This is a genomic window from Sphingomonas sp. BK235 (assembly GCF_004345855.1).
GTDB lineage: Bacteria > Pseudomonadota > Alphaproteobacteria > Sphingomonadales > Sphingomonadaceae > Sphingomonas.
Genome location: NZ_SLXN01000009.1, coordinates 91,197 through 104,707, shown reverse-complemented (window position 1 = coordinate 104,707; position 13,511 = coordinate 91,197). Strand labels below are relative to the sequence as shown.

The following is a 13,511-nucleotide window of genomic DNA, read 5'->3' as shown; positions in this document are numbered from 1 at the left end:
GCCTGTCGGGAACGATGCTGCAGAGCGGCACGCGGCTCGGGCAAGATTATTCGCGTTACGAAATGATCCGCGACGGTTAATTTCGTGCTTTGTGGTAAATATGACACTGGAGTGACGCGGGGGGACGGCGGGACGAGGGGGGGCGCCGCACCGCGACGCCCCCGCGCTCCTCACATCCGCAGCGACACGCCCGCGACGATCTGGCGGCCGAGCAGGTCGTAGCCCATGATCGTGTTGCCGCGCAGCAGCCCGATCGTCGAGCGGCTGTCGGGCACGATCGGCGGGTCGCGGTCGAGCAGATTGTTGGCGGCGATGCGGAAGGTCATCCGCTTGCTGACATCGACCGCCAGCGCGAGGTCGATCCAGTTATAGGCGCCGATGCCGGGGAACTGGTCGCGCCGCGCGCTCTCGTCCTGGCGCGGGATGCCGCTGTCCTCGGGCGAGTAGAAGGTCAGCGGCATGCCGCCGCGATGACGCCAGTTGACCGAGACGCTCGCGCTGCGGTCGGGGGTCAGCCAGGTGGTGCGCAGCTGGTGCGCCCAGCGCGGCAGGCTCTCGCCGCAGCCCGCGCCGTAATAGCCGGTGCAGTTGCGCTTGATCGCGGCGGGCGAGGCCTGGCCGCCGTTGCGCGTCATCAGCGTGCCGTTGAAGCTGACGTCGAGCCGCCCCGCCCCGCCCATGTCGAGGTTATACTGGCCCTGGAAGTCCCAGCCGTGGGATTGCTCGGTATAGCCGTTGGACGAGCCGCGCGCGACCCAGCCGGTCGCGGGGCGCCCCGCGGGCGAGCTCGACAGCGTGCCCGTGGTCGGGTTGCGCAGGATGCCGCGGCAGAAATAGTCCAGCCCGGTGTTGAGGCATTCGTTGATGATGTCCTGCGGCTGGAGGAACACCAGCTGGTCTTCCAGGTCGATCAGCCAGCGGTCGATTGAGACGGTCAGCCCGGGCAGGAAGCGCGGGCGCAGCACCACGCCGAACGTCTTGGTGAAGGCGGTCTCGGGGGTGAGGTTGAACCCGCCCTCGCGCACGGTGCAGCGCTCGTCGGGGCAGATCAGCGTCGCGCTGCCGTAGAGATTGGCGGGCAGGCCGGTGTTGGCGCATTGCGTCGCGCTGCCGAGCGGCGCCAGCCGCGGGCCATTGGGGTTGCTGGGGTCGATCCGCGGCGCGCACGGGTCCGAGTAGAAGCCCTGGTTCCAGGTGATGTTGCTCGCGCCCGCCGCGGCGCCGACGCCGGGGGCGGCCTGCGCCTTGTTGTACGAGGCGCGGAAGGTGATGTCCGCGATCGGCGACCACAGCCCCTCGATCTTCCAGGTGTCGAACTTGCCGTCGAGCCGGTTGTACTTCGACACGCGATAGCCGCCGTTGACCTGGAGCAGCCGCGTCCACGGCTGATCCTCGATCAGCGGCGCCTGGATCTCGGCATTGGCCTCGAAGATGTTCTGCGTGACGCGCTGGTTCTGCCCGCCGTTGTTGTCGATGAAGATCTGGTTGACGATGGTCCGCTCCATCTCCTCGCGATATTCGGCGCCGAGCGCGATCGCGACGCCCTGCTGCGCGAACGGCGAGGTGACGCCATATTTGCCGAGATCGCCGCTCACCGTGCCGATGAACTGGAGCAGCCGCGGGATCCGCGTGCTGATCCCGCCGGTGGCGCCGCCGTAGAGATAGTCGTTGAGCGCCTGGTCGCGGTTGAACGGGCGGAAGGCGTTGAAGGGCACGCAGGCGGGGTCGCTGCCGTTCACCACCGAGCGGCAGGTCGGCGTGCCGTTGACGCTGACCACGTCGAGCGAGCGGTTGATCTGGTCGAACCGCGCGATCGGCACGTCGATCGTGTCGAGCCGCGCGCGCGACACCATGCCCGCGATGTCATAGGTCCAGACGTCGCCGAAGCCCTTGCCGCGCAACCCGGCGACGATGCGATAGCCCTCGTTGGTGAACTTCTGCCGCACCGAGGGCAGGCCGTCGAAGCGGTAGCGCACGTCGATCGGCGCGTAGGTCCCCGCCACGCCCGCGCCGGCGCCGCACAGATCGCCCGCCTGGCTCGCGGACAGGAAGGGATTGTCGCAGTTCACGCTGAACGGGGTGCTGCCATAGGCGCCGAAGTTGAACGTGCGGTTGAGCTGGGTGTTGTACGACTTGTCGCGATAGAACAGCACGTTGCTATAGAGTTCGATGTCGTCGGCGAGCTCGGCGGTGAGGAAGCCGCCGACGTTGACGCGCTTGAACGGGCGCTGGAACGCCCAATCGTCATAGGGGTTGGCCGAGGTGCCCGGCGGTCCGCTGTTGATCGGCACGAAGGTGCCGTCGCCATTGGGGTTGTTGACCAGCGTCTGGCCGCTGCGCGGCCCCGATTGCGGGATGATCGTCCCCGCCGGGGTGAAGCTGGCGCGGGTGCAGGCGAGCGGCGCGGTGTTGCTCGGCTGGGTGACCTCGCAGACGCTGTTGCCGCGATCCACCAGCCGCACCAGGTCGGACTGGCGATAGTTGATGAAGCTGGTGATGTTGACGCGATCGTCGAACAGATTGGCGCCCGCGGCGAGGCTGAGGTCGCTGCGCCCGCCGTCGTTGCTCATCCCCTCCACCGCGTTGAAGCCGGCGCGCGCGGCCGCGTCGGTCACCGCGGAGCGGCGGTTGTCGTGGTTGAAGAAGCTGTAATTGGCGTCGAGGCGCACGCCCGAGAAATTCTTCTTCAGCACGAAATTGACCACGCCCGAGACCGCGTCCGAGCCGTACACCGACGAGGCGCCCCCGGTCAGCACGTCGATCCGCTCGACCAGCGCGTTGGGGATGATGCCGACGTCGACCGTGTTGGGCAGGCCGATGCGCAGCCCGTCGATCAGCATCAGCGTGCGCTCATAGCCGAGGCTGCGCAGCTTGATGCGCTGGCGCCCCTCGGAGTCGCTGAAATTCTGCTCGGTGTTGACCTGCACCTGCGGCAGGCGGTTGACCACTTCCTCGATCGTGGTGGCGCCCTGCGCGGCGATGTCGAAGGCGGTGGTGGTGACGATCGGCGCCGCCGAGCGGTTGTTGGGGCGGTTGATGCGCGTGCCGGTGACGATGACGTCGCCGCCCGCCGGGGCGGCATCCTCGCCGCCGGGGCGCGCGACGTCGGCGGCGAGCTTGGCGGAGGCGACCGGGTCGCCGATCGGCGCGCTGCTCTCCCGCGTGGCCGTGTCCGTCGCGGCCGGTGCGGCGGTGCCCGCGACCTGCGCCGCGGCCGGCAGCGCCACCAGTGCCGCCACGCAGCAGGACGTGGCGAGCATTTTCCTGTACATCATCGTCTTTCCCCTTCGCTCCCCGACCGCCGGGCGAGCGAAGGACGAAGCGGCCGGCGCGCGCGCGCACCGTCGCTGATCCCCCTTCCCGCGCGCCGGCTGTGCCGGTCGCGCGCTGACTCTCCCGGCGTCGTATACCGATGCTGTCACGATGCGCGGGCCGAAACAATACCAATCTAGCAATTTGGTTCATCAAAGCCGCGGACCGGGCTTGTAAGGATGCGGCGCTGAGTCACGCGGTCGATCGCCGCGGCGCGGGTGATGAATAATCTGAATCAATCGCGCGCGCGGCTTCCCTCGGCGGCGCGCGTGACTCATCAGGGGGCATGCCGATCGCGCGCGACCAACGCTGGCTCTATCCGATCGACTGGCGCGAGCTGTCGGCGTGGCTGCGCTTCGAGCGCGCGGGCGGCCGGTGCGAGCGCTGCGGCCGCCCGCACGGGCGCGACGTGCTCCATCTCGGCGACGGGCGCTGGTGGGACGAGGCGGCGGCGCGCTGGCGCGACGCGCGCGGGCGCGTGCTGCGCCGGCTCGCCTCCCCGGCGGAGCGGCTGCGCGCCGCGCCGGGGCTGCCCGGTCTCGCGCCGCCGCCCGCGCTGCGCGTGACGCGGGTGGTGCTCGCCGCGGCGCATCTCAACCACGATCCCGGCGACAACCGCCCGCGCAACCTCGCCGCGCTGTGCCAGCGCTGCCATCTCGGCCACGACCGCGCCGAACATCGCCGGCGGCGCTGGCGCAACGCCTTCCACCGCCGCGCGCGCGCCGACCTGTTCGGATGACGCGCGCCGGCGGGTCGCGCCAGCGTGGCACGATCGCGCCGTCCCGGGTCAGATCGCCGCTGGACGCAATCGCGACGCCGCCCTAGGCGTGGCCGCGCGAATGGGGATTCGCGCGTATTATTCGGGGGTTGCATAAGATGATGGTGGAGAGTTCGGCGCGACTGCGCCGGTGGACGCTCGCGCTCGGCGTGAGCCTCGCGGCGATGAGTGCGGCGAGCAGCCCCGCCGCGGCGCAATGCACCCCCGACCCGACCGCGAGCAACGGCGTGACGAGCTGCGCGGGCACCGATCCCGATGGCCTGGTGGTCACCACCCCGGGCACGCAGGTGACGGTCGCGGCCGACGCGGTCGTCCGCGCCGGGCCGGCCGCCGCGATCGACGTCGCCGCCAACGCGGTCCGGCTCTCGGTCGCGGGGCGCGTCGAGGGCGGCGCGGGTGCGGGGCTGCGCGTCGCCGCGGGTGCGCCTTACTGGGCCTATTGCTCGGATCCCTATGCCGGCGCGTCGCTGGGCTATTGCTCGCTCGGCAGCTATTACATGGTCTATCCCTCCGCCAGCGCGACGATCGACGTCGCCGCGGGCGCGACGGTGTCGGGCGCGCAGGCGCTGCGCGTCGCGCTCGATCCCGCCAACCGCCTCGGCGCGGTGCAGGTCGCGCTGACCAACGCCGGGACGATGACGGGCAGCGCGGGCGCGGCGATCGTCGCCGATCTGCCCGCGGATCCCGGCACCTATTACACCCAGCTCACCGTCACCAACGCCGCGGGCGGCACGATCGCGGGCATCAGCGGGCGGGTCGGTCGCGTCACCAACGACGGCACGATCACCGCGGCCGGGGGCGTCGCGATCGACGCCGCGGGTGCGCTGTCGCTGACCAACCGCGGCACGATCCGCGGCGCGGTGATCGCGCGCGACGACACGCGCCAGGGCAGCACGATCGACAATCGCCTGGGCACGATCGACGGCGACGTCACCTTGGGCGCGGGGAACGACGTGTTCCTCGCGCGCTACGTCGACGGCGCGGTGCGCACCGGGGTGACCGGGACGATCGACGGCGGCGCGGGGGTCGATACGCTGCGGCTCGACATCGACGCCGACGCGACGCTCGCCGCGGTGGCGCTGCCGGTCAACGTCGAGCGGCTCGGGCTCGAGGTCGCGCGCGACGTCACCGCGACGCTGGGCGACGGCTTCGCCGGTCCGGTCCAGCTCGGCGGCGCGGGGACGATCGTCAACCGCACCGTGCTGACCGGGGCGAGCGAGCTGATCACCTCCGGCCCGCTGTCGCTCGACACGCCCGCCTTCGTCAACGCGGGCACGCTGCGCACCACGGTCGGCGGCGCCTATGCGGTCCAGCTCAACGCGCGCTCGATCGACAATCAGGGGACGATCGAGGCCGCGGGCGACGGCGTCTCGCTCGGCGTCTCGGGGCAGAGCTTCAGCAACAGCGGCTCGATCACCGCGGCGGGCATTGCGGTGTCGGCGTGGAGCGTCGACTTCAGCAACGCCGGCACGATCACGTCCACCGCGGGGGTCGGCCTCGCTTTGTCGGGCTCCTACGGCTATCGCGCGACCAACAGCGGCACGATCAGCGGCGCGGTCGCCGGCGTGCGGCTCGGCACCGCGCTGGTCAACACCGGCGTCATCAGCTCGCCCGGCACCGCGGTGACGCTCGACTGGTACGGCACGATCGACAATCGCGCGGGCGGGCGGATCAGCGGGGGCAGCGCCGCGATCGCGCCGCGCGACGCCAGCGGGCTCTACAACGCCACCGTGGTCAACGCGGGCACGATCGACGGCGACGTCCTGCTCGGTCGCGACGGGCGCGGCGACAGCTACAACGGCAACCGCTTCTTCGCGCTGGCGGGGGGCGTGCTCAACGGCAATCTCACGCTCGGCCGCGGCGACACGTTGGTGGCCGAGCTGGCGGGCAGCGGCGCCGGGCGCTTCGCCGGGATCACCGGGACGGTCACCGCCACCGACAGCCTGTTGCGCTATCGCGTCCGCGACGCGGCCACCGTCGCCGCCGACGCGGCACCCGCCGGCTTCGCCACGATCGGCTATGACCTGATCGGCGGCGCCGCGCTGACGCTGACCGGGGCGCGCGCGCCGGTCAGCGTCGCGGGCGAGGGCAGCGTCGATGTCGGCGGCGACATCGTCGTCGGTACCGCGCCCGCGATCGCCGCGGGCTACGCGCTCGCGGCGCCCGGCGAGACCGCGGCGAGCGCGGGCGCGCTGGCGGTCACCAGCCGCGGCACGCTGACGCTGGTGCGCGCCGCCGGCGTCACCGCCTATCCGGACGTCGCGGTGAGCCTGACCGAGCGCGACACCTACACCAACGCCGGGACGATCGTGCTGGGCGGCGCGGTCAGCGCGGCGCGCGCCGGCCGGGTCGTCAACGCCGGCACGATCCGCCAGGCCGAGGGGAGCGCGGCGAGCGACGGCCTCTCCGGCGCGTACAACCGGCTCGACGTCACCAACGGCGGCACGATCGCGGTCGCGGGCGCGGCGATCCGCGGCAATTATTACGGCATGACCGTCGACAATGGCGGGCAGCTCGTCAGCACCGCGACGGGCGCGATCCTGGGCGGCGGCTGGTCCGACACCGTGTTCAACCGCGCCGGCGGCACGATCCAGGGCGCTGGCGTGGCCGTCCGCCTCGCCGGCGGGACGCTGTCCAACGCGGGAACGATCCTGGGCGACGTGCGGCTCGGCTTCAACGATTATGGCAGCAGCTCGGGCTCGGCGGTCTATGTCGCGCAGGGCGGCACGATCGCGGGCGACCTGCGCTTCGGCGACGGCGACGACCAGTTCGTCAGCTACGGCGACGCCACCGGGGTGAGCGGCACTATCGACGCGGGCGGCGGCACCGACACGTTCGTCCACGCGCGCGCGGCGAGCGCCACCGTCACGCTCGGCGCGCCGCTGCTCGCCAGCTTCGAGCGCGAGGGCGCGCGCGCCACCGGCGCGGACACGGTGCTGACGCTGCGCGCCGACGCGCCGCTCGCCACCGATCTGGCGCTCTCGGGCGACGCCACGATCGTCAACACCGCGGCGATCACCGGGACGATCACCGCCGACAGCGTCGCGCTGGCGCCCGGCGGCGGTGTCGCGCGGCTGGCGCGGCTGATCAACCGCGGCGACGTCACCGGCCTGATCGCGGGCACGATGGACCGTTTCGAGAACGAGGCGCGTCTCACCGCGACGCGCGGTCAGCCGGCCGTGACCCTCTACACCGAATCGACGCTGGACGCGCGCAACAGCGGCACGATCACGGGGGGTGCGGTGCTGACCGCGGGCACCTTCTCCTTCCCGTATGAGGCGGCCGGCAGCCCGATCGGGGTCTCGCTGGTCAACACGGGGACGATCACGGGGAGCGGCGGCGCGGTGCAGATGAGCGCGCAGGCCTATGCCCCGCGCGACGCCGCGCTGCTGCTCGACAACAGCGGCACGATCAGCGCGACCGGCCGCGGCGGGATCGCCGCATGGCTCGATGACGCCGCCTTCGCGGGCGGCGCGCACGCGGTGACCGTCACCAACAGCGGCACGATCGCCGCCAATGCCGGCGGCTTCCGCTATTCCGCCGGCTTCCCGCCCGAGTCGAGCTCCTATGTCGCGACTGCGGCGGCGCTGCGCATCGATGCCGGCGAGGCGGTGGCGGTGTCGGTCACCAACGCGGCGGGCGGGGTGATCGAGGCGACCGGGCCATGGTCCACCGCGCTGACGACGCGCGGGACGCTCGCGCTCGTCAACGCGGGCACGATCCGCGGCGGCGCGGGCGAGACGGTCGAGGGCTATCAGAGCGACGGCTGGGGCGGCGCGCTGCCGTTCCAATATTATCTCCCCGGCGCGATCGCGGCGGGCGACGCCGCCGACACGATCGTCAACAGCGGCACGATCCTCGGCTCGATCGCGCTCGGCGGGGGCGACGACCGGATCGACAGCAGCGGGCGGATCGAGGGCGACGTCTTCCTCGGCGACGGCGACGATCGCATGACGCTGGGCGGGCGCTTCGCCGGCGCGGTCGACGGCGGCGCGGGCGTCGACGCGATCACCGTGACGGGCGGCACCGCGGCGGCGCCGGTCGCCTTCACCCGGCTGAGCGATGTCGAGCAGCTCGCGGTGAGCGGCGGCTATGCCACGATCGCGGGCGCGGCGACGCTCCAGCGGCTGGAGCTGAGCGGCGGGCGGCTGGTCGGGCTGGCGGGCTCGACCCTCACCGCGCCGCGGATCACGGTGGCGCGCGACGCCACCTTCGGCTCGGCCGGCGTCGTCAACGCCGACCTCGCGGTGGCGGGGACGCTCAGCCCGGGCGCCTCGCCCGGGACGATGACGGTCAACGGCAATGTCGCGCTGGCGGGCAGCGCCACCGCGCTGTTCGAGCTGACCCCGACCGTGTCGGACCGGCTCGTCGTCAACGGCGCGCTGTCGATCGCGCCGGGCGCCACGCTCCAGCTCGTCGCGGCGGCGCCGCTGCGCGCGGGCACCAGCTACGCGCTGATCGACGCCAGCGGCGGGGTGAGCGGCGGCTTCACCACGGTGCGCCTGCCCGACGACCAGCCCGGGCTGCTGCTCCAGGACGCGGGCAGCCTGCGCCTGCTCGCGCAATTCGCGGGCGCGGCGGGCTTCGCGCCGCAGGTCGCGGCGAGCGTCGATTATGTCAACGCCGCGATCGCCGCGGCGCCGCGCGACGCCGCGCTGCTCGCCGCGCTGCCCGCGCTGCTGACCGACGCGGGCACCAGCGACGCGCGCGCCTTCGCGCGGCTGACCCCCGAGGCCTATGCCTCGGCGACCCAGCTCGGCGTCGACCAGGCGCTGTCGCTGGCGCAGGTCGCGCGCGGCGCCGCCTTCGCGACCGACCGCACCGACGCGGGCGCCTTCACCTTCGCGCAGACGATCGGCCAGTGGCACCGGCTCGGCGGCGACGCCGCGCGCGGCACCAGCGCGGCGCGCGCGCACGGCTACGGCTTCCTCGGCGGGATCGGCTATGGCGACCGCGGCTGGATGGTCGGCGCCTTCGCCGGCTATCTCAACGGCCGCCAGCAGATCGACTCGCTCGGCGCGCGCACGCGCGCCGACGGCGCGGTGGCGGGGCTGCACGCGCGCTATGCCGCGCCCGCGGGCTGGGGCTTCAGCGGCTCGCTGCTGTACGACGGCGGCGACGCGCGCACCGACCGCACGCTGCCCGGCACGGTCGCGGCGCGCGCGCGCTACGGGCTGCACAGCTGGGTCAGCGACGTCGCGGTGCACCACGCGCTGGCGGTGGGCAACGACTGGACGCTGCGCCCGCGCCTCGGGCTGACCTATGTCCGCACCACGCGCGACGGGGTGGAGGAAGCGGGCGCGAGCCGCTTCGCGCTGCGCGTCGCGCGCCACCGTCACGTCGCGGGCTTCGTCGACGCCGGCCTCGGGCTGGCGCGCGATCCGGACTCGGCCGCGCGCTTCCGCCCGCATGTCGCGCTCGGGCTGCGCCACCAGATCGAGGGACGCCGCGTCGCGGCGCTGGCGGGCTTCGCCGATGCCCCGCTCGCGCTCGGCGCGCTGGGGGCGTCGCGCGCGCCGGTGGTCGGCACCGCCGCGGCGGGGATCGACTATCGCCTCGCCGGCGGGGTCGACCTGTTCAGCGCGGCCTCGGCGCAGACCGGGCGCGGCGACCATCAGGAGACGATCACCACCGGGGTGCGGCTGCGCTTCTGAGCGCGGCCGCCTCGCGGCGGTGGCTCATGAACCGTCTCAGCCATCGCACTTAGGCCGATGACAGCGCGCCGACATTGTGCCACAGGCGCGCCATGGTTGAGATCACCCGCGAGCTGGTCGCTTACGCGATCATCGGTGTCGTCGTCATCGTCGCCGCGCCCGTCGCGGTGGTGATGCTGCGGCGGCGCCGGCGCGTGCAACTGCGCCGCCGCGGCATCAAGCGCTACGGCCATTGAGCGGACGGGCCGCGCGCGAGCGGCCCGCCGGTTCGCGCCGGCGGGCCGTCCGTCGCGTCAGCCGCGCACGAAGGCGAGCAGATCGGGGTTGAGCACCTCGTGGTTGACCGTCAGCATGCCGTGCGAGAAGCCCGGATAGACCTTGAGCGTCGCGTCGGGCAGGATCTCGGCGGCCTGCACGCCCGCGTTCTGATAGGGCACGATCTGGTCGTCGTCGCCGTGGAGCACCAGCGTCGGCACGGTGATGGCGCGCAGGTCGTCGGTCTGGTCGGTCTCGGAGAAGGCCTTGATCCCCTCGTGATGCGCCAGCGCGCTGCCCATCATCCCCTGGCGCCACCAATTGTCGATCACCGCGGGCCGCGCGGTCGCGCCGTCGCGGTTGAAGCCGTAGAAGGGGCCGGCGGGCAGGTCGCGGAAGAAGCTCGCGCGGTCGGCGGCGAGCGCGGCGCGCAGCCCGTCGAACACGTCGATCGGCAGCCCGCCGGGGTAGCGCTCGGTCTTGACCATGATCGGCGGCACCGCGCTGACCAGCACCGCCTTGGCGACGCGCCCCGCGGGCAGGCCGTGGCGCGCGACATAGGCCGCGACCTCGCCGCCCCCGGTCGAATGGCCGATATGCACCGCGCCGCGCAGGTCGAGATGCTCGGCCACCGCGGCGGCGTCGGCGGCATAGGTGGCCATGTCATGGCCATGGTCGACCTGCGCCGAACGGCCGTGGCCGCGGCGGTCGTGCGCGACGACGCGATAGCCCTGCGCGAGGAAGAACAGCAGCTGATTGTCCCAATCGTCCGACGACAGCGGCCAGCCGTGGTGGAACACGATCGGCTGCGCGTCGCGCGGCCCCCAGTCCTTGAAGAAGATCTCGGTGCCGTCGCTCGTGGTGATCGTGGGCATGGCTCGCTCCCTGTGCGCGGGTGGTCCCGGAATCGGTCCGGGGATCAGGATCATAGCCGTAACGATCGAGTCGAGTCAGGCGTATAAGATCGCGCCCGGACGCGCCGCGGCTGTGCTAGCGTCGCCGCGTCACGCCAGAGAGAAGGGGGCCAGCATGACCGCGACCAACTATCGAGGCCGCGCCGGCGCGGCGGCGCTGCTGCTGGCGGGCGGGCTCGGCGCCGCGGCGGTGACGGCGACGCCGCGCGCGCCCGCCCCCGCCCCCGCCCCCGCGGCGCCGGTGCCGGCGCCGGTGCCGGCCACCGCGTCCACGCTGCTGCCGGTCACGGTCGAGCGCGACAGCGGCAAGGTGCTCGTCACGCTTCCCGCGCCCGACGCCGAGGGCGTGTCGGGGCGCTTCCTCTATGTCACCGCGCTCAAGACCGGGATGGGCTCGGCCCCGATCCGGATCGACCATGGCATGCTGGGGGACACCCAGCTGCTCGCCTTCCGCCGGCTCGGCAAGAAGGTGGCGGTGATGTTCGAGAACCCGCGCTACCGCTCCTCCGGCGACGCGCTCGAGCAGCGCGGCGCGCGCGCGGACTTCCCGGTCAGCACCGTGGCGATGCTCGACCTGGTCGCGGCGCTGCCCGACGGGCGCGTCATGGTCGACCTCGGCGCGCTGCTGCTGCGCGACACGATGCGGCTGGCCGACAAGCTCAACGCCGAGGCCAAGGGGTTCAAGCTGATCGACGCGCTCAGCGCGGTCGACCCCGGCTCGGTCAAGGCCTTCCCCGACAATATCGAGGTCGACGCGGTGCAGACCTATGGCTCGGACACGCCGGGCAAGGAGGTCGACACGATCGCGCCCGACGGGCGGCAGGTGAGCTTCACCGTCCACCATTCGCTGGTGCGGCTGCCCGCGCCGGGCTTCGTGCCGCGCCGCTTCGACATCCGCTCGGGCAGCTTCGCCACCCCGGTCTATGAGTTCAACACCCCGCTCGGCGCCCCGGTGTTCCAGCAATATGCCAACCATTTCCGCCTGGAGAAGCTGGATCCCGCCGCGCCGCGCTCGCGCGTGCGCCAGCCGATCGTCTTCTACATCGACAACAAGGCGCCCGAGCCGATCCGCACCGCGCTGGCGGAGGGGGTGGCGTGGTGGAACCAGGCGTTCGACGCGGCGGGCTATGTCGACGCCTTCCAGGTCCGCGTCCTGCCCGCCGACGCCGACCCGCAGGACGTGCGCTACAACATGGTCAACTGGAACGAGCGGCAGACGCGCAGCTGGTCCTATGGCGGCGGGGTCACCGACCCGCGCACCGGCGAGATCATCAAGGGCAATGTCGTGCTGGAGGGGCTGCGGCTGCGCCAGGACATCCTGATCTTCGAGGCGCTGGTCGGGCTGGCCGAGGAGAATAAGGGCACCGCCAACGACCCGGTCCGCGTCGCGCTCGCGCGGATCCGCCAGCTCGGCGCGCACGAGGTGGGGCACGCGCTCGGCTTCGCGCACAATTTCGCGGCGAGCACGCAGGACCGTGCCTCGGTGATGGACTATCCCTTCGCCAAGATCGCGCTCAACGGCGCGGCGATCGACCTGTCCGACGCCTACGCCAGCGGGATCGGCGCGTGGGACAGGTTCACGGTCGACTGGCTCTACGGCCAGCCCGCCCCCGGCACCGATCCCGACGTCGCCGCCGCGGCCAAGGCCGACGCGGCGCAAGCCGCGGGGATGCGCTACCTCACCGACATCGACGGGCGCGACCCCGGGCTCGCCGTCCCCGGCGACAGCATGTGGGCCGAGGGGACCGACTCGCCCGCCGACCTCGCGCAGGTGATGGCGGTGCGCCGCGTCGCGCTGGCGCGCTTCGGCCCGGGCGTGCTCCACGCCGGCGCGCCGCTGGCCGACCTGCGCCGCAGCTTCGTGCCGATCTGGCTGTTCCACCGTTACGCCGTGGCCGCGGTCGGCAAGACGCTGGGCGGGGTGCATTACGGCTATGCGGTCGCGGGGGACGCCGCCCCGCCCCCGGCGCGCGCCGCCGCGGCCGAGCAGATCGCGGCGCTCGACGCGCTGATGGCGACGCTCGCGCCCGAGGCGCTGACGGTGCCGCCCGCGCTGGCGCTGACGCTGTCGTCGGGGATCAACGGCAGCGCCGACCCGCAGTTCGATACCGAGGTGCTCGATACCGCGGGCGGCGCGGTGTTCGATCCCCTGGTCGCGACCGACGTCGCCGCGCAGGTGACGCTGGAGACGCTGCTCGCGCCGTCGCGGCTGACCCGGCTCCAGCTCCAGCACGCCGCCGATCCCGCGCTGCCGGGGCTCGATACCGTGCTCGACCGGCTCGACGCGGTGATGCTCGCGCGCCGCGACGATCTGGTGGCGCGGCGGATCGCGCTGCGCGTCCTGCTCGCGCTGGCCGCGGCGGCGCGCGCGCCCGCGACCGCGCCCGACGTCGCGCTGCGGCTCGACGCGCGGCTGCGCGCCACCGCGAAGCGGCTCGCGCGCGGTGACGAGGGCGCGCGGGGGATGGCGCGGCTGATCGAGGATCCCGCCGCGCTCGACCGCCTGCTCGCCAAGGGCGCGCGCGCCGCACCGGCGATCCCGCCGGGCATGCCGATCGGCGGCTGAGGCGGGGGCGACCAAGGCCGCACGCGCGCGGC

The 13,511-nt window shown here is 73.1% G+C and carries 6 protein-coding genes; 4 read left to right on the top strand and 2 right to left on the bottom strand.

The window, feature by feature from the left end; all coding sequences use genetic code 11:
• Nucleotides 1–170 precede the first annotated feature (170 nt).
• On the bottom strand, nt 171–3,275 hold the full coding sequence (locus EV292_RS19090) for a TonB-dependent receptor plug domain-containing protein (protein ID WP_243693862.1): 3,105 nt from the start codon (nt 3,273–3,275) through the stop codon (nt 171–173).
• Between the two features lie 323 nt (nt 3,276–3,598).
• On the opposite strand from EV292_RS19090, the gene EV292_RS19085 reads away from it, so the two are divergent.
• The 3 genes from EV292_RS19085 (at nt 3,599) to EV292_RS22780 (ending at nt 9,980) form a co-directional block, all read left to right on the top strand.
• Nucleotides 3,599–4,051, top strand: a complete 453-nt coding sequence (locus EV292_RS19085; RefSeq protein WP_132910853.1) for a hypothetical protein — start codon at nt 3,599–3,601, stop codon at nt 4,049–4,051.
• A 140-nt stretch (nt 4,052–4,191) separates the two neighbouring features.
• Complete coding sequence (locus EV292_RS19080) at nt 4,192–9,744, top strand: autotransporter outer membrane beta-barrel domain-containing protein (protein ID WP_132910877.1); 5,553 nt, start codon at nt 4,192–4,194, stop codon at nt 9,742–9,744.
• Between the two features lie 92 nt (nt 9,745–9,836).
• Nucleotides 9,837–9,980 (top strand): hypothetical protein, encoded by a 144-nt coding sequence (locus EV292_RS22780; RefSeq protein ID WP_165927184.1) that lies wholly within the window; start codon nt 9,837–9,839, stop codon nt 9,978–9,980.
• A 57-nt stretch (nt 9,981–10,037) separates the two neighbouring features.
• Here the strand turns inward: EV292_RS22780 and EV292_RS19075 are convergent, their stop codons facing one another.
• Nucleotides 10,038–10,874: an alpha/beta hydrolase gene (locus EV292_RS19075; protein ID WP_132910852.1), complete on the bottom strand. Its 837-nt coding sequence runs from the start codon at nt 10,872–10,874 to the stop codon at nt 10,038–10,040.
• Between the two features lie 154 nt (nt 10,875–11,028).
• Between EV292_RS19075 and EV292_RS19070 the strand changes: the two genes are divergently transcribed.
• The gene (locus tag EV292_RS19070; protein WP_132910851.1) at nt 11,029–13,479 is read left to right on the top strand and encodes a zinc-dependent metalloprotease; all 2,451 of its coding nucleotides are present in this window, start codon (nt 11,029–11,031) and stop codon (nt 13,477–13,479) included.
• Nucleotides 13,480–13,511: the final 32 nt, after the last annotated feature.

What these genes read in the sequence shown, in the direction of transcription:
- EV292_RS19090 (WP_243693862.1), bottom strand. Translation starts at nt 3,275, where the DNA reads ATGATGTACAGGAAAATGCTCGCCACGTCCTGCTGCGTGGCGGCACTG.
- EV292_RS19075 (WP_132910852.1), bottom strand. Translation starts at nt 10,874, where the DNA reads ATGCCCACGATCACCACGAGCGACGGCACCGAGATCTTCTTCAAGGAC.
- EV292_RS19085 (WP_132910853.1), top strand. Translation starts at nt 3,599, where the DNA reads ATGCCGATCGCGCGCGACCAACGCTGGCTCTATCCGATCGACTGGCGC.
- EV292_RS22780 (WP_165927184.1), top strand. Translation starts at nt 9,837, where the DNA reads ATGGTTGAGATCACCCGCGAGCTGGTCGCTTACGCGATCATCGGTGTC.
- EV292_RS19070 (WP_132910851.1), top strand. Translation starts at nt 11,029, where the DNA reads ATGACCGCGACCAACTATCGAGGCCGCGCCGGCGCGGCGGCGCTGCTG.
- EV292_RS19080 (WP_132910877.1), top strand. Translation starts at nt 4,192, where the DNA reads ATGGTGGAGAGTTCGGCGCGACTGCGCCGGTGGACGCTCGCGCTCGGC.